16 protein-coding genes are annotated in these 15968 nt (G+C 78.0%); 10 read left to right on the top strand and 6 right to left on the bottom strand.

Going from position 1 to position 15968, the window contains the following annotated elements; all coding sequences use genetic code 11:
* Positions 1-13 precede the first annotated feature (13 nt).
* The 5 genes from ABQ292_RS23000 to ABQ292_RS22980 form a co-directional block, all read right to left on the bottom strand.
* Entirely contained in the window at positions 14-1519 is a 1506-nt protein-coding gene (locus tag ABQ292_RS23000; RefSeq protein WP_369210039.1) for a cobyric acid synthase, read from the bottom strand.
* Positions 1516-2175 carry a lysophospholipid acyltransferase family protein gene (locus ABQ292_RS22995; protein ID WP_369210038.1) on the bottom strand — a complete coding sequence of 220 codons (660 nt, stop codon included), beginning with the start codon at positions 2173-2175 and terminating at the stop codon, positions 1516-1518. The genes ABQ292_RS23000 and ABQ292_RS22995 overlap by 4 nt, the downstream gene beginning before the upstream one ends.
* Positions 2176-2293: 118 nt before the next feature.
* Positions 2294-3031: an ANTAR domain-containing protein gene (locus ABQ292_RS22990; RefSeq protein WP_369210037.1), complete on the bottom strand. Its 738-nt coding sequence runs from the start codon at positions 3029-3031 to the stop codon at positions 2294-2296.
* A gap of 165 nt (positions 3032-3196) precedes the next feature.
* Positions 3197-4645 carry a MocR-like transcription factor YczR gene (gene yczR / locus ABQ292_RS22985; RefSeq protein WP_369210036.1) on the bottom strand — a complete coding sequence of 483 codons (1449 nt, stop codon included), beginning with the start codon at positions 4643-4645 and terminating at the stop codon, positions 3197-3199.
* Between the two features lie 177 nt (positions 4646-4822).
* Positions 4823-5896, bottom strand: coding sequence for a cobalamin biosynthesis protein (locus ABQ292_RS22980; RefSeq protein ID WP_369210035.1), 1074 nt, complete (start codon positions 5894-5896; stop codon positions 4823-4825).
* 39 nt (positions 5897-5935) lie between these two features.
* Between ABQ292_RS22980 and def the strand changes: the two genes are divergently transcribed.
* From def to cobM, 3 genes are all read left to right on the top strand, one after another.
* Positions 5936-6493: a peptide deformylase gene (def, locus tag ABQ292_RS22975; RefSeq protein ID WP_369210034.1), complete on the top strand. Its 558-nt coding sequence runs from the start codon at positions 5936-5938 to the stop codon at positions 6491-6493.
* A complete protein-coding gene (gene cbiE, locus ABQ292_RS22970) occupies positions 6490-7737 on the top strand; it encodes a precorrin-6y C5,15-methyltransferase (decarboxylating) subunit CbiE (RefSeq protein WP_369210033.1) in 1248 nt (415 codons plus the stop codon). Before def ends, cbiE begins: the two co-directional genes overlap by 4 nt.
* Positions 7738-7798: 61 nt before the next feature.
* Positions 7799-8539 (top strand): precorrin-4 C(11)-methyltransferase, encoded by a 741-nt coding sequence (gene cobM / locus ABQ292_RS22965; protein ID WP_369210032.1) that lies wholly within the window; start codon positions 7799-7801, stop codon positions 8537-8539.
* 2 nt (positions 8540-8541) lie between these two features.
* On the opposite strand, the gene ABQ292_RS22960 is transcribed toward cobM, so the two are convergent.
* A complete protein-coding gene (locus ABQ292_RS22960) occupies positions 8542-9624 on the bottom strand; it encodes a cobalt-precorrin-5B (C(1))-methyltransferase (protein ID WP_369210031.1) in 1083 nt (360 codons plus the stop codon).
* 26 nt (positions 9625-9650) lie between these two features.
* On the opposite strand from ABQ292_RS22960, the gene ABQ292_RS22955 reads away from it, so the two are divergent.
* The 7 genes from ABQ292_RS22955 to ABQ292_RS22925 form a co-directional block, all read left to right on the top strand.
* Positions 9651-10385, top strand: a complete 735-nt coding sequence (locus tag ABQ292_RS22955) for a cobalt-precorrin-6A reductase (RefSeq protein WP_369210030.1) — start codon at positions 9651-9653, stop codon at positions 10383-10385.
* A gap of 43 nt (positions 10386-10428) precedes the next feature.
* Positions 10429-10911, top strand: coding sequence for an FBP domain-containing protein (locus ABQ292_RS22950; RefSeq protein WP_369210040.1), 483 nt, complete (start codon positions 10429-10431; stop codon positions 10909-10911).
* Positions 10912-10966: 55 nt separating this feature from the next.
* Positions 10967-11617: a LysE family translocator gene (locus ABQ292_RS22945; RefSeq protein WP_369210029.1), complete on the top strand. Its 651-nt coding sequence runs from the start codon at positions 10967-10969 to the stop codon at positions 11615-11617.
* A 41-nt stretch (positions 11618-11658) separates the two neighbouring features.
* Entirely contained in the window at positions 11659-12036 is a 378-nt protein-coding gene (locus ABQ292_RS22940) for a VOC family protein (RefSeq protein WP_369210028.1), read from the top strand.
* Positions 12033-12683 (top strand): HAD hydrolase-like protein, encoded by a 651-nt coding sequence (locus tag ABQ292_RS22935; RefSeq protein ID WP_369210027.1) that lies wholly within the window; start codon positions 12033-12035, stop codon positions 12681-12683. Before ABQ292_RS22940 ends, ABQ292_RS22935 begins: the two co-directional genes overlap by 4 nt.
* Positions 12684-12712: 29 nt before the next feature.
* Positions 12713-14410, top strand: coding sequence for a GTPase family protein (locus ABQ292_RS22930; RefSeq protein WP_369210026.1), 1698 nt, complete (start codon positions 12713-12715; stop codon positions 14408-14410).
* A partial coding sequence (locus tag ABQ292_RS22925) for a GTPase (protein WP_369210025.1) occupies positions 14407-15968 on the top strand: 1562 nt, incomplete at its 3' end. The genes ABQ292_RS22930 and ABQ292_RS22925, both read left to right, overlap by 4 nt.

Here is a 15968-nt window from a genome sequence, read left to right as displayed (position 1 = left end):
GAGGGGGTCCTGCTCAGCCGCTGAGGCCGGCTCCGGGCGGCAGCAGCGGCAGGCCGGGCGGCGGGCCGTCCTCGAGCAGCCGCCAGAGCGCGGCGGTGTCGGCGTGCTCGGCCACCAGGTCGCCGAGGGCGTCCAGCCGCTGCTCGCGCACCGCGGCGAAGGAGGTCTCCGGCGCGGGCACGAACCGCCGGCCGGCCGCCCGCGCGACCTCGGTCAGGAACGCCCGCCGGAACCCGTCGTTCTCCAGTGCGCCGTGCCAGGTGGTGCCCCACACCGACCCGACGCGGCCGCCGTCGAGGAACGGCTCGGCGCCGGCCTCGTCGTAGGTGACCACGCCGTGGTGGATCTCGTAACCGTGCACCGGGTGCCCGAGGGCCCGCCCCGACGGGCGGCCCAGCGTCTTCTCCCGGGCGAAGCGGACGTCGGCCGGCAGCAGGCCCAGTCCGGGCACGGCGCCGGCCCGCGACTCGACGTCGTCGGTGATCGAGCGGGCCAGCATCTGGTGCCCGCCGCAGATGCCCAGCACCGGCCGGTCCTCGGCCGCGCGCCGGGCCACCGCGTCGGCCAGGCCGCTCGCGCGCAGCCAGCCCAGGTCGGCCACCGTGGCGCGGGTGCCGGGCAGCACCACGAGGTCGGCGTCGGCCAGCTCCTCCGGGCGGGTGACGAAGCGGACGAGCACGCCGGGCTCGGCGGCCAGCGCGTCGAGGTCGGTGGAGTTGGACAGCCGGGGCAGCCGGGCGACGGCCACCCGCAGCACGTCCTCACCGTGCGGCGGGCCGGCCGCAGAGACGCCGGTGGGGATGCCGAGGGAGTCCTCGACGTCCACGGCGGCGCCGGGCAGCCACGGCAGGACGCCGAGGGTGGGCCGCCCGGTGAGCGCGGTGAGCCGGTCCAGCCCGGGCCGCAGCAGCCGGACGTCGCCGCGGAACTTGTTGACCAGGAACCCGGCCACCAGCCGCTGGTCGGCCGGCGGCATGAGCGCGACCGTGCCGTACAGCGCCGGGAAGACCCCGCCCCGGTCGATGTCGCCGACGACGACCACCGGCAGGCCGGCGGCGGTGGCCAAGCCCATGTTGGCGATGTCGTCGGCGCGCAGGTTGATCTCGGTGGGGGAGCCGGCGCCCTCGCAGACGACGACGTCGAAGCGGGACCGCAGCTCGGCGAGGCTGGCCAGCACCTGCTCGAGCAGCGCCGCCTTCATCGGCCGGTAGGACAGCGCGGTCACCTCGGCCACCGGCCTGCCCAGGACGACGACCTGGCTCGCGTCGTCCCCGCCCGGCTTGAGCAGCACCGGGTTCATCGCCGCCTCGGGCTCGACGCGGGCGGCCGCGGCCTGCATGACCTGGGCGCGGCCGATCTCGGCGCCGTCGGCGGTGACCACCGAGTTGTTGCTCATGTTCTGCGCCTTGAACGGCGCCACGCGCACACCCTGGCGCGCCAGCCACCGGCAGATGCCGGCGGTGACGACCGACTTGCCGGCGTCCGAGGTCGTCCCGGCGACGAGCAGGGCGCCGCTCATGCCGCCGGCTGCCCCCAGCCGGCCTTCTCCTGGCCGGACAGCTCGGCGATCGCCTCCATGACCCGGTCGGTGACCTCGCGCCGGGCCCGGTTGCTGCCGGCCTGGCCGCGGTGCTCGGGGAAGGTCAGCGGCTCGCCGAAGGCGACGGAGAACCGGTGCGGCCGGGGCCAGCGCGAGCCGACCGGCTGGATGCGGTCGGTGCCGCGGACGCCGACGGGCACCACCGGGCAGTCGGCGGTCAGCGCGAGCCACGCCACCCCGGTCTTGCCCCGGGCCAGCCGGCCGTCGCGGGAGCGGGTGCCCTCGGGGTAGATGCCGAAGCCGCCGCCGGCGCGCAGCACGCCGAGGGCGGTGTCCAGCGCCTCCTGGGCGGCCCGGTGCGTCTGCCGCTCGACCGGCAGCGCGCCGAGGGCGGTGAACAGGTTGCGGGTGAGCCAGCCGCCGACGCCGGGGCTGGTGAAGTACTCGGCCTTGGCCAGGTAGCCGACCCGCCGTGGCGCCGAGAGCGGGATGACCATGCTGTCGATGAACGACAGGTGGTTGCTGGCGATGATGAACGGCCCGGTCGCCGGCACGTTGGCACGCCCGGTGACCCGGGGCCGGAACGCCAGCCAGAACAGCGGTCGCAGCACGAACCGCACGACCAGGTAGAACACGCCGGCCTCCCCTCACTCGGAGCCGGCCGGCGTCCGCGGCACCGGCACCGACCCCGGGCATCCTCCCCCGCCGCCCGGGGCGCCGGGGAGGCAGGGCGGCGGAGGAGGGAGGGGCCGGTCAGGGCACCCGGCGGTCCGGGGGGCAGGCGTCGCGCAGGATCACCCGGATGTCGTCGGGCAGGGTGCCGTGCCCGGACGCCGAGGCCACGAGGTCGACGGCGACCTCGCGCACCTTCCGGTGGGTGTGGCTGGAGATGTGCGCGAGCAGGTCGAAGGCCACCTGGTCGCCGCAGCCGGTGAGCAGCATGAGCACGCCCTTGGCCTGCTCGATCGGCGCCCGGCTGGCCATCGCCGTGCGCAGCTGCGCCACCTCGGTCTCCAGCTCGGCGACCCGGTCGGTGACCTGGCCGGCGGCCTGCTCGGCCGGCTGCGGGACCTCGACGACCATGCCCTCGACGGCGGTCACCGTGCCGTCGCCGTCGAGCTGGGGTTCGCCGAGGAAGAGGACGCGGCGGTCGGGTCCGCACTCGCTGCGCAGCCGGACCTCCAGGCAGAAGGCCTCCGCACCGGTCACCGCCGCCGACAGCGCGTCGATGGTGCGCGGGCGGTCGTCGGGGTGCTGCGCGGCGACGAGGACCTCGGTGCACGGCCCGGGGCCGTCGGCGGTCAGGCCGTGCAGCTCGGCCATCTCCTCCGACCACTCCCACTCGCCGCTGGCGCGGTCGTAGCGCCAGCGGCCGGCCAGGCGGGTGCGCCGGGTGGTCAGGGGCGAGGGCGCCGGGGGGCGGGGCAGGGGCACCGCCCCCGGGGAGGCGGTGCGGTGACGGGCGATGACACGGGACTGGGTCGACGTCATGGCGTGCTCCGGGGACGCGCGCCGGGCGAAGGCCCGGGGGAGCGCCGCGCAGCCGTGGGTTCGACCTTCCGCGGATGCCGGGTGAGCCCGGCCGCTCGGGGACGTCCCTGACGCTAGTCGCTCCGCGGCGTCACCGCACGTGGTCGGAACATGCCGACCGCGTGTTCACACAACCGTCACCGGCCGGGCCGGGGACCGCGCCGGCGGCCCGGTGCGCAGGGCCACGTCGACGGCGGCCAGCGTGGCCACGGCCGAGCGCAGCTGCCCGGCGGGGAGCGTGAACGGCAGCCGCAGGTGGTCGTCGAACGCCGTCCCCGTGCCGAAGGCGCGGCCCTCGGCCAGCACCAGCCCGAGCGGCGCGGCGGCGGCCACGAGGGTGGCCGAGCCGGGCCCGGGCGGCAGGCCGCACCAGGCCGACAGCCCGCCGGACGGTCGCGGCGCCGTCCAGTGCGGCAGCCGGGCGGCCAGCTCGGCCAGCAGCACCTCGCGGCGCTCGCGGAGCATCGCGCGGCGCTCCGCGAGGACGGCGTCCAGGTCGCGGACCAGCACGGCCGCGGCGAGCTGGTCGAGGATGCCGACCGACAGCTGCCGGCGGCCCAGCGCGGCGCCCAGGGACGCGGCCAGCGCGGCGTCGGTGCGCAGCCAGCCGATCCGCAGGCCGCCCCACACCGCCTTGGACAGCCCGCCGACGGTGACCGTCGCCGCGTCGGGCAGGCCCGCGGCGTAGAGCGGCAGCGGCCCGTCGTCGTCCAGCCACAGCTCGGCGGTGACCTCGTCGACGACGGTCAGCACGCCCTGCTGCCACAGCGTCGCGGCCAGCCGCCGGCGGCCGGCCGCGGACAGCCGCGCCCCGCTGGGGTTGGAGAAGTCCGGCATGAGGAAGGCCATCCGCGGGCTGCTCTGCCGGACGGCGATGGAGGCGGCGCCGACCACCGCGTCGGGATCGGCGGCGTCGACGGCCACCGGCACGCACCGGCCGCCGGCCGCACCGACGATGCCCAGCGCGCCGGGGTAGGTGGGGTGCTCGACGAGCACCCGGTCCCCGGGCTGCAGCAGCGTCTCGACGACCAGCGCGGTGGCGTCGCCGGTGCCGGCGGTGACCACGACCTGCTCGGGGTCGGTGGGCAGACCCCGGGCGGTGTAGCGGTCGGCGACGGCGGCGCGCAGCTCGGGCAGCCCGCTGGGCGCGTAGCCGTGGCCGGCCAGGACCGCCGGCATCCGGGCGAGGGCCTGCTCGTAGGCCGGCAGCAGCTGCGGTGCGGCCTCGGGCGCGGCGTGGGCGAGGTCGAGGACGGCGGGGTCGGTGGTCGGGGCGTGCCACACCGGGTCGGCCGACGGCGCCTCGACGACGGTGCCGGCGCCGTGGCGGGTGCTGGCGTGCCCCTCCTCGCGCAGCAGCCGGTAGGCCGAGGCGACGGTGACCCGGCTGACCGCCAGGGCCGCGGACAGGTCGCGCTCGGCCGGCAGCCGGGTGCCCACCGGGAGCCGGCCGAGCGCGACGAGCTCGCGGACGCGGCGGGCCAGGCCGGCGTAGCGGGGACCGGGCAGCTCGTCGAGCGGACCGACCAGTGCGGCCAGCTCCGCAGCGGTGGACTGCTCGATCCCCGGTGGCATGCGGACCACCATGCCGGATTGGACTGCTTCCGTCCAGGGCGGACGGTGCCACCCTTCGGTCATGACCCCAGGTGGAGTGCTCGTCCTGCTGTTCCTCCTCGCGCTGGGTGGCCTGTCGGTCGCCACGCTCGTCATCGCCGTCCGTGGCGGCCGCGGTCCGGCCGACCCGCCGGCCAGTCACCCGCGCACCGACCCGGCCGGCTTCCCCGTCCTGTCCGCGCCGCGCGGTGCGCTGCACCGGCGCGGGCCGTTGGCGTCGTCCGCCCGGCCGCGGCGGGCCGGCCCGCTCGCCGCGGCCCTGCTCGCCACGGCGAGGGCCGCGGCGGCCAGCCACACCGCCCGCGACAGCCGCACCGCCCGGGTGACGTCGCTGCTGTCGGGTGCCCGGCCCTCGCCCAGCACCGGCCGGTCCTCCACCCGGCTGCCGTAGACGTTGCGACCGCCCAGCCGCAGACCCAGCGCACCGGCCGCGGCCGCCTCGCAGCGGCCGGCGTTGGGGCTGGGGTGGGCGGCGCCGTCGCGGCGCCAGACCCGCAGCGCGTCCCGCGCCGAGCCCCCGGCCAGCGGGGCGGTGGCCACGGTGAGCGCGGCGGTCAGCCGGGCGGGCAGCCAGTTGGCGACGTCGTCGGCGCGGGCGGCGGCCCAGCCGAACCGGGCGTACCGCGGCGACCGGTGGCCGACCATCGCGTCGAGGGTGTTGACGGCGCGGTAGCCGAGCAGGCCGGGCAGCCCGGCGAGCGCGCCCCACACCAGCGGGGCGACGGCGGCGTCGGAGGTGTTCTCCGCGACCGACTCCACGGTGGCCCGGGCCAGCTCGCCGGCGTCCAGCGAGCTCGGGTCGCGCCCGGCCAGCGTGGGCAGCAGGCCGCGGGCCGCGGGCAGGTCGCCGGCGTCGAGCGCGCCGGCCATCGCCGAGGCGGCCCGGCCGAGCGAGGTGCCGCCCAGCACCGTCCAGGTGGCGGCGGCGACCGCGAGCGTCCGCGCGACGGGCCGGCCACGGGTGAGGCGCGTCCCGGCCGTCCCGAGGGCGGCCGCACCTGCCACGAGGACCGTCGCGTACCCCGCGCCGACGGCCCGGGAGTCCCGCCAGAGCCGCCGCTCGAGCGCCGCGGCCGCCGTCCCGAAGCCGGCGACCGGGTGGTGCCGCCGCGGGTCGGCCAGCAGCAGGTCGGCGGCCGCGCCGAGGGCCAGGCCGAGGGCGGTCGGGACGTCCCCGCGGACTCGGCGGTCGGGCACGCGGCGGAGCAGCACGCGACCATCCTGCCGAGGGCCCTTCCTAGGATCGCGGCCATGCGTCTGCCCGGCCGTTACGACGGCGTCGCCCGGCCGATCGTCACCTACGGCAGCAACGAGGTGCTGCACCGTCCGTGCACGCCGGTGACCGAGTTCGACGAGCGGCTGCGCCGGCTGGTGCTCGACATGTTCGCGTCGATGCGCGAGGCCGACGGCGTGGGCCTGGCGGCCAACCAGATCGGCGTCGACGCGCGGGTGTTCGTCATCGACTGCCCCGACGCGCGGGGCGACGACGTCGTCGGCTACGTCGTCAACCCGGAGCTGACCGTCCTCGGGCCGGCCGAGGGCGAGCCGGCCGAGGAGCTCACCGAGGAGGGCTGCCTGTCGGTGCCCGGCCCCTACGCGGACCTGTCCCGGGCCTTCCGCGCCCGCGTGGACGGCGTGGACGTCAAGGGCAGGCCGGTGTCGATCGAGGCGACCGGCATGGCCGCCCGGTGCCTGCAGCACGAGGTGGACCACCTCGACGGCGTCGTCTACGTGGACCGGCTGCCGGAGGACCTGCGCGCGCGGCTGCTGGCCGAGGCCGCCGGACCCCGGGGGGAGCTGCCGGCATGACCGGGGAGACCGTCGAGGTGCCCGCCGCGCCCGTACCGGGCGCGCCCGTCGTCGTCGTCGGGATCGGCGCCGACGGGTGGGACGGGCTGGCGCCGACGTCGCGCGCCGAGGTCGAGCGGGCCGAGGTGCTGCTCGGCAGCGCCCGGCAGCTCGGCCTCGTGCCGCCGGAGGTGACCGCCGAGCGGGTGCCCTGGCCCTCGCCGCTCACCGAGGCGCTGCCCGGCCTGGTCGAGGAGCACGCCGGCCGCGCCGTGGTGGTGCTGGCCAGCGGCGACCCGATGCTCTCGGGCATCGGCACCACGCTCACCCGGCTGCTCGGCGCCGACCGGGTGCGGGTGCTGCCGGCGCCGTCGTCGGTGTCGCTGGCCTGCGCGCGGCTGGGCTGGGCGGTCGAGGACACCTGCGTGGTCAGCCTGGTCGGCCGGCCGATCGAGCTGCTGCACCCGCACGTGCAGCCCGGCGCGCGGCTGCTGGTGCTCGGCTCCGACGGCGGGACCCCGGCCCAGGTGGCGGCGCTGCTGTCCGGCCGCGGCTACGGGCGGAGCCCGGTCACCGTGCTCGGCGGGCTGGGCGGCCCCGACGAGGAGGTGCGCACCGGCACGGCGGCCACCTGGTCGCAGCCGGTGGCAGCGCTGGTGATCACCGCCGTCGAGTGCCGGGCCGACCGCGGCACCGTGCCGCTGCCGACGACGCCGGGCCTGCCCGACGGCGCCTACGAGTCCGACGGGCAGCTGACCAGGTCCGAGGTCCGGGCCGTCACGCTGGCCCGGCTGGCCGCCGTCCCGGGGCAGCTGCTCTGGGACGTCGGCGCGGGCGCGGGCTCGATCGGCATCGAGTGGATGCGCGCCCACCCGAACTGCCGCGCCGTCGCTGTCGAGGCCTCGGCGGGGCGGGCGGAGCGGATCGCCCGCAACGCCGCCCGGCTCGGAGTCCCGTACCTGCGGGTGGTGCACGGGCACGCACCGGAGGTGCTGTCCCGGCTGGGCGCGCCCGACGCGGTGTTCGTCGGCGGCGGGCTGACCACGCCGCTGCTGGTCGAGTCGTGCTGGGACGCCCTCCCCGCGGGCGGCCGGCTGGTGGCCAACGCCGTCACCGTGGAGGGCGAGGCGGTGCTGGCCCGGTGGCACGCCCGGGTGGGTGGCGAACTGGTGCGCGTCGAGGTGCAGCGCGCCGAGCCGGTGGGCTCGTTCACCGGCTGGCGGCCCGCGATGCCGGTGACCATCTGGTCGGTGACCAGGTGGTGAGCGCGCACTCCCGCGGATGCGCACCGTGCACTTCCGCGGATGTGCACGGGAGGGCCCTCACGTGACCGTGCACTTCATCGGGGCCGGCCCCGGGGCCGCCGACCTGGTCACGCTCCGGGCGGCGCGGATCATCGCCGGCGCGCCGGTCTGCCTCTACGCCGGCGCGCTGGTGCCCCGCGAGCTGCTCGACACCGCCCCGCCCGGCGCCCGGCTGGTCGACACAGCCGACCTCGACCTCGACGCGATCACCGCCGAGTTGGTCGCCGCGCACGAGGCCGGGCTCGACGTCGCCCGACTGCACTCCGGCGACCCGTCGGTCTACAGCGCGATGGCCGAGCAGATGCGCCGGCTCGACGCCGCCGGGGTCCCCTACGACGTCGTCCCCGGCGTGCCGGCGTTCGCCGCGGCGGCCGCGGCGCTGAAGCGGGAGCTGACCGTGCCGGGAGTCGGGCAGACCGTCGTCCTCACCCGGACGTCGGCCCGGTCGACGCCGATGCCGGCCGGTGAGGAGCTGGCCGCCTACGCCGCCACCGGCGCCACGCTGGTGCTGCACCTGGCCGTGCAGCGGATGGCCGAACTCGCGCCGCAGCTGGCCGAGCACTACGGCGACGACGGCCCGGTCGCCGTCGTCGCCCGTGCGAGCAGGGACGACGAGCTGGTGCTGCGCGGCACGCTCGCCGACATCGCCGGCCAGGTCGAGGCGGCCGGGGTGCGGCGGACGGCGATCGTGGTCGTCGGCCCGGTGCTGACGGCCGGGCAGTTCCCCGACAGCCACCTCTACTCGACGACGAGATGCCGCTGACCTCACGCGCGGCCGACGACCGTGCCGGCGCGGTCGATCACCACGACGTCGACCGCCACCGGCGCGCCGCGCAGCACGCCGAGCGCGGTCTCCCGGGCGCCGGCGGCCACCAGGTCGCCCAGCGGCAACCCGGCCGCCTGGCACTGGCGCAGCGCGTCGAGCGCGGTGTTCGCGCCGCGCACGCCCTCGACCAGGTCCGGGGCGCCGCCCGCGGCGGCCACCCGGTCGGCCAGCGACCCGAAGGACACCTGCGAGCGGCCCGAGTGCAGGTCCAGGTGGCCGTCGGCGAGCTTGGCCAGCTTGCCGATGCCGCCGGCCACGGTCAGCCGAGGCACGGGGTGGCGGCGCAGGTACTTCAGCACGGCGCCGGCGAAGTCGCCCATGTCCAGCAGCGCGTCCTCCGGCAGGCCGTGGAGCTCCTGCACCGTCCTCTCGCTGGTCGAGCCGGTGCACCCGGCCACGTGCTCGCGCCCGGCGGCGCGCGCGACGTCGATGCCGCGGCGGATCGAGTCGATCCACGACGAGCACGAGTACGGGACGACGACGCCGGTCGTGCCCAGCACCGACAGCCCGCCGAGGATGCCCAGCCGCGGGTTCCACGTCCTCCGCGCCAGCTCGGCGCCGTGCTCGATGGACACCTCGACGACGACGTCGCCGCTGCCCCCGTGCCGCGCGGCCACCGCGGCCACGTGCTCCCGCATGAACTGCCGCGGCATCGGGTTGATCGCCGGCTCGCCGACCGCCAGCGGCAGCCCGGGCCTGGTCACCGTGCCCACGCCCTCGCCGGCCCGGAAGCCGACGCCGCTGCCCGGCTGGCCGTGCGTCACGCGCACGCTCACCAGGGCGCCGTGGGTGACGTCGGGGTCGTCGCCGGCGTCCTTGACGACGCCGACGGTGGCGGCGTCCGGCTCGAGCGTCTCGGTCGCCAGCGCGAACGACGGGTGCCGGCCGCCCGGCAGGTCGATGGTCACCGGGTCGGGGAACTCGCCGGTCAGCAGTGCGGTGTAGGCCGCGGTGGTGGCCGCCGTCGCGCACGCGCCGGTGGTCCAGCCGTGCCGCAGCCCCGCCGCGCCGTCCCTGCTCACGGGCTCATGATCCCCGGCCGGGCGCGGTGAGCGGGCAGGTGCTCGTCCTCGGCGGCACCGGTGAGGCGCGGCGGCTGGCCGCGGCACTCGTCGCCGAGGGCGTCGACGTCCTCTCCAGCCTGGCCGGGCGGGTGGCCGACCCGGTGCTGCCCGACGGGGAGGTGCGGGTGGGGGGCTTCGGCGGGGCCGACGGCCTGGCCGCCTGGCTGGCGGAGCACCGGCCGCGCGCCGTCGTCGACGCCACCCACCCCTTCGCCGCCCGGATCACCGCCTCCGCGGCGGCCGCGGCGGCCCGGCAGCGCACCCCGCTGCTGCGGCTGCAGCGCCCCGGGTGGACGCCGGGCCCCGGCGACGACTGGCGGTACGTGGACTCGCTCGCCGCCGCGGCCGAGGCGGTGCGCGACGCCGGCACGGTCCTGCTCACCACCGGCCGGCAGGGCGTCGGCGCCTTCGCCGGCCTGACCGGGCGGGTGCTGGTGCGCTCGGTCGACCCGCCCGACGGGCCGCTGCCGGCCGAGGCGGTGCTGCTGCTGGCGCGGGGGCCGTTCGCGGTGGAGGGCGAGGTGGCGCTGATGCGCGGCCACGGCGTCGACGTCGTGGTCACCAAGGACTCCGGCGGCGCCATGACCGAGGCCAAGCTGGTCGCCGCCCGGCGGCTCGGGCTGCCCGTCGTCCTGGTGCGCCGCCCGCCCGTGCCCTCCGGCGTCGACGTCGTGGGCACGGTGGAGGAGGCGCTGCGGTGGGTGCGGCACACCGGTTGAGACGAGGCGGTACCGGATCGGAGGATGGCTCCCCGTGGAACCGATGACCGAGCAGCAGGTGCGGCGCTCCTTCGTCAACTGCTCGAAGGGCGAGGCCACCTCGGCCACGCTGCCCCGCGACCTCGCCGACCTGCCGTGGGCGGAGCTGGAGGTGCTCGGCTGGCGCGACCCGAAGGCGCCGCTGCGCGGCTACCTCGTCGTCCAGCGGGAGGGCCGGCCGGTGGGCGTGGCGCTGCGGGCGGCCGACACGCGGATGTCGGCCCGCCGCACCGTCATGTGCCTGCTCTGCCGGTCCACGCACTCCGGAGACGCCGTCTCGCTGTTCACCGCCCGGCGGGCCGGGGAGGCCGGGCGCAACGGCGACACGGTGGGCACCTACGTCTGCGCCGACCTCGGCTGCGCTGCGCGGGCGCGCACCGAGATCCCGCCGTGGCTGCGCGAGCGGGACCCGGTCGAGGTGGGCGAGGAGCGCGCCGCCGAGCTGCGCGAGCGGGTGGAGACCTTCCTGGACGCGGTGTTGCGCTGACACCGGCCGGGGAACGCGGTCGACCGCCCGCCGGCCCGGTGCCATCATCCGCGGCGTGGACGCGATCCCCTCGTGGCCGGCGTTCCTGCTCGCGGTCGTGCTGATCGCGGCGTCCCCGGGTCCGGCGATGGCCCTCGTCCTGCGCCGCGCCGCGCTGAGTGGGTTCCGCGGCGCCGTCCCGACGGTGCTGGGCCTGGAGCTGGGGCTCTACGTCTGGGCGCTGCTGGCCGCGGCCGGGTTCGCCGGTCTGGTCGCCGCCTCCGAGGTGGCCTTCCTGGTCCTGCGGGTGGTCGGTGCGGCAGTCCTGTGCTGGCTCGGCGTCCTGGCCCTGCGCGCGGCCTGGCGGCAGCGGCGCGCCGGCCGGTCCGGAACGGCGGGCGCCGTGGCCCTCCCGCGGTCCCGCCGGGGCTGGCGGGCCGGGCTGGGCGAGGGGGTGCTCGTGCAGCTGGCCAACCCCAAGGCCGCGGTGTTCATGATCGCCTTCTATCCGCAGTTCGTGCCCGCGGACCGGCCGCTGTTCGCCACCACCGCCGTGCTGGCGCTGGTCCAGGTGGCGCTGGAGACGGTGCTCTACCTGTCGCTGGCGGCCGGGGTGGCGCGCGCCGGCGCCTGGTTCCGCCGTCCGCGGGTGCGGACGTGGCTGGAGGGGGTCAGCGGCACGGTCCTCGTCGGGCTGGGCCTGCAGGTCGCCGTGTCCAGCCGGTGACCCGGTTCCCCGACGGCTCCCGCGACGCGAGGATCGCCACCATGGCCGACAGCTCCCCGCACCGCCACCACGCCATCGACTACGTCGAGCTGACGGTGACCGACCTCGAGGCGGCCGAGCGCTTCTACGCCGAGGCGTTCGGCTGGCGGTTCACCCACTACGGGCCGGGCTACTCCGGCATCCGCGACCCCCGGGACGACGCCGCCGAGGTGGGCGGCCTGCGCCTGGGCGACGACGTGCGTCCGGGCGGTCCGCTCGTGCTGCTCTTCTCGGCCGACCTGGACGCGTCGGTGGCCGCGGTGCGGCGGGCGGGTGGCCGGGTCGTCGAGGAGCCGTACGCGTTCCCCGGGGGACGCCGGTTCCACTTCGCCGACCCGGCGGGGAACGAACTGGGCGTGTACTCCGAGGGTGAGGGGTGACCCCGCTCGTCCTGTTCGACCTCGACGGCACCCTGGTCGACTCCACGTCGGGCATCTGGACGTCGCTGCGCGCCGCGGCGGCGCAGCTCGGCCTGCCGGAGCCGACCCCGGAGCAGCTGCGCGACATGGTCGGCCCGCCGCTGCCGGACGGCTTCGCCACCGTGCTCGGCGTCCCGCCGGCCGACGTCGACCGTGCGGTGGCCGCCTACCGGGCGCACTACGCGGCCGGCCCGCTGCTCGACGTCACCGTGTACGACGGAGTCCCCGAGCTGCTGCGGACCCTGCGCGACGGCGGCGCCGTGCTCGCCGTGGCCACGAGCAAGCCGCAGGTCTTCGCCGTCCGCGTGCTGGGGCACGTGGGCCTGCTGCGCGCCTTCGCGGGTGTGCACGGCGCCACCTTCGACGGCGCGGTGCGGCACAAGGACCAGGTGGTGGCCGCGGCGCTGGCCGCGCACCCCGGCACCCGCGCCGTCGCGCTGGTGGGGGACCGGGCGCACGACGTCCTGGGGGCGGCCGCGCACGGACTGCCGTGCATCGGCGCCGGGTGGGGACCGGGCGGTCCGGAGGAGCTGGCCGGTGCCGGCGCGGCCCTCGTCGTGGCGACGCCGGGGGAGGTGCCCGGGGCGCTGCGGACGCTGGAGGGGTAGCGGGACGCCGTCCGGGCTAGGTACCAGCCGTGACCGCGCCCCCGCTGACCGACGCGCTGCAGGAGCTGCGCGACGCCGTCGCCGCCGCTCCCCTCGGCCTGGCGACGCCGTCCCGCGACGCCACCACGCGCACCGCCCGGGCGGTGGTCGACCAGGTCGACGACTACCTGCTGCCGCGGCTGCGCGACCTCGACGCCCCGCTGCTGGCGGTGGTCGGCGGCTCCACCGGCGCCGGCAAGTCCACGCTGGTCAACAGCGTGCTCGGCGCCCGCGTGACGGCGCCCGGCGTGCTGCGCCCGACCACCCGCTCGCCGGTGCTCGTCTGCTCGCCGGTCGACCGCGCCGCGTTCTCCGGCGACCGCGTCCTGCCGGGGCTGGCCCGCACCACCGGGGAGGGCGACGTCACGGGCGGGCTGCGGCTGGTCACCACCGAGGCGCTGCAGCCGGGCCTGGCGCTCATCGACGCGCCCGACGTCGACTCCGTGGTGGAGGCCAACCGCGACCTCGCCGGGCAGCTGCTGTCGGCCGCGGACCTGTGGGTGTTCGTGACGACGGCCGCCCGCTACGCCGACGCCGTCCCCTGGGACCTGCTCCGGACGGCGCAGGAGCGGGGCACCGCGCTGGCCGTCGTCCTGGACCGGACGCCGCCCGAGGCGGTGACCGAGGTGGCCGCCGACCTCGCCGCGATGCTGCAGCGCGGCGGTCTCGGCTCGGCCCGGCTGTTCGTGATCGAGGAGCGGCCGCTCACCGACGGCTTCCTGCCCGAGGCGCAGGTGGCGCCGCTGCGCGACTGGCTGCGCGCGCTGGCCGCCGACCAGGAGCAGCGCGCCGCCGTCGTGCGCCAGACGCTGGCCGGCGCGCTGGAGAGCCTCGACGGGCGGGTGGCCGCGGTGGCCGCGGGGGTCGACGAGCAGGCCGTCGCGGCGAACGCGCTGCGGTCGGCCGCCGACGCCGCCTACGACGGCGCGCGGGACGCCGTCAGCGAGGGCGTCAGCAACGGCAGCCTGCTGCGCGGCGAGGTGCTGGCCCGCTGGCAGGACTTCGTCGGCACCGGCGAGTGGATGCGCTCGCTGCAGACCCAGGTGGGCCGGCTGCGCGACCGGCTCGCCGCCGCGCTGACCGGCCGGCCGACGTCGTCGGACTCGCTGCAGGGCGCGCTGGAGTCCGGCGTCGAGACGCTGCTGCGGGCCGAGGCCGACCGCGCCGCCGACCGCACCGTGACCGCCTGGCGGGCGCTCCCCGGCGGGCCGGGTCTGTTGACCGGCCGCGAGGAGGAGCTGTCCGGGGTCTCGCCCGACTTCGCGCCCGTGGCGGCCGAGGAGGTGCGCGACTGGCAGGGGTACGTGCTCGACCTGGTGCGCGAGGAGGGCGCGGGCAAGCGCTCGCAGGCGCGGCTGCTGTCGTGGGGCGTCAACGGCGCCGGCGCGGTGGTGATGGTCGCCGTGTTCGCCTCGACGGCGGGGCTGTCAGGGGCCGAGCTCGCCATCGCCGGCGGGACGACGGCGGTCGGGCAGCGGGTGCTCGAGGCGGTGTTCGGCGACGCCGCGGTGCGCGCGCTGGCCACCCGGGCCCGCGCCGACCTCGACGCGCGCGCCGACCGGCTGCTCCGCTACGAGGAGGACCGCTTCGAGGCGCTGCTGACCGACGCGGCGCCCGCCGACGACGCCGCGGACCGGCTGCGGGCCGCCGTCGCCACCCTGGCCGCCGCCCGCGGGGCCGCCGCGTGAGGGCCCGGGAGCTCTCGCTCGCCGACCGGCTGGCGGCGCTGCGCGAGGCGGTGGAGGTGGCCGAGGGGCGGCTGGAGGTGCCCGAGGTGGGCACCACGCGGTCGCTGCTGGCCAAGGCCGGCGCCCGCGAGGCACTGGGCGACGCCACCGTCGTCGCGCTGGCCGGCGCCACCGGCAGCGGGAAGTCGACGCTGTTCAACGCGCTGTCCGGGGCGGAGGTCAGCACACCTGGCGTGCGGCGGCCGACCACCGGGGTCGCGCACGCCAGCGTCTGGGGCGAGCACGGCGCCGACCGGCTGCTCGACTGGCTGGAGGTGCCGCGCCGGCACCGGGTGACCGACCCCGACCCGGGGCTCGACGGGCTGGTGCTGCTCGACCTGCCCGACCACGACAGCGTGCGGATGGAGAACCGGCTGGAGGTGGACCGGCTGGTGCAGCTGGTCGACGTCCTCGTGTGGGTGCTCGACCCGCAGAAGTACGCCGACGACGCCGTGCACACGCGCTACCTCGCACCGCTGGCCGGCCACGCGGGCGTGCTGCTCGTGGTGCTCAACCAGGTGGACCGGCTCGACGAGGCCGCCGCCGTGGCCTGCCTGACCGACCTGCGCCGGCTGCTCGACGAGGAGGGTCTGGCCGGGACCCCGGTGCTGCCCACCGCGGCGCGCAGCGGCCTGGGCCTGCCCGAGCTGCGCGCCGAGCTCGCCCGCCGGGTGGGCGCCCGCAAGGCCGCCACCGACCGGCTCACCGCCGACGCCCGCGGCGCCGCGACCGCGCTCGCGGTGCACTGCGCCCAGGACGCCGGTCGTGACCGCGGCCCCGACAAGGCCGCGCGCGAGCAGCTCACCGGCGCTCTGGCCGATGCCGCCGGGGTGCCGGCCGTGGTGTCGGCCGTCGAGCGCTCGGCCCGCCGCAACGGCGTCGCGCACACCGGATGGCCGGTGCTGCGCTGGACGTCGAAGCTGCGTGCCGACCCGCTGGGCCGGCTGCACCTGGGCGACGAGCGGGTGCGGTCCTCGTTGCCGGAGGCCGGGGCGGTGCAGCGGGCCGGCATGGACGCCGCGCTGCGCCGGGCCCGGGACGACGCCGGTCGCGGGCTGCCGCCGGCCTGGCGCGACGAGCTGCGCCGGACGTCGGAGGACACCGAGGAGCGGCTGGCCGACCGGCTCGACCGCGCCGTCACCGGCACCGACCTCGGCCCCGACCGCACCCCGCTGTGGCAGCGCGCCGTCGGCGGCCTGCAGTGGCTGCTCGCGCTGACCGCCCTTGTCGGGGCGCTGTGGCTGCTGGCCCTGGTCGGGCTGGGGCTGCTGCAGCTCGACGACGTCGTCCCGCTCCCGCGGGTGCAGGGCATCCCGCTGCCCACGCTGCTGCTCGTCGGCGGGCTGCTGGCCGGGTTGCTGCTGGCGCTGGTCTGCCGGCCACTCGTGGCCGCCGGAGCCAGACGCCGGGCGCGGACGGCCCGCCGCCGGCTCACCGCCCGGGTGGGCGAGGTGGCCGACGACGAGGTGCTGGCGCCGCTGGCCGAGGCGCGCGCCGACCACGACCGGTTCTGCGCGGC

This window comes from Geodermatophilus maliterrae, from assembly GCF_041018925.1.
Classification (GTDB): domain Bacteria; phylum Actinomycetota; class Actinomycetes; order Mycobacteriales; family Geodermatophilaceae; genus Geodermatophilus; species Geodermatophilus maliterrae.
This window is presented reverse-complemented; position numbering and strand designations above follow the sequence as displayed.

Coding starts and splice junctions, on each gene's coding strand:
- ABQ292_RS23000 (WP_369210039.1), bottom strand. CDS start 1,519: ATGAGCGGCGCCCTGCTCGTCGCCGGGACGACCTCGGACGCCGGCAAG.
- ABQ292_RS22990 (WP_369210037.1), bottom strand. CDS start 3,031: ATGACGTCGACCCAGTCCCGTGTCATCGCCCGTCACCGCACCGCCTCC.
- yczR (WP_369210036.1), bottom strand. CDS start 4,645: ATGCCACCGGGGATCGAGCAGTCCACCGCTGCGGAGCTGGCCGCACTG.
- def (WP_369210034.1), top strand. CDS start 5,936: ATGCGTCTGCCCGGCCGTTACGACGGCGTCGCCCGGCCGATCGTCACC.
- cbiE (WP_369210033.1), top strand. CDS start 6,490: ATGACCGGGGAGACCGTCGAGGTGCCCGCCGCGCCCGTACCGGGCGCG.
- ABQ292_RS22950 (WP_369210040.1), top strand. CDS start 10,429: ATGACCGAGCAGCAGGTGCGGCGCTCCTTCGTCAACTGCTCGAAGGGC.
- ABQ292_RS22940 (WP_369210028.1), top strand. CDS start 11,659: ATGGCCGACAGCTCCCCGCACCGCCACCACGCCATCGACTACGTCGAG.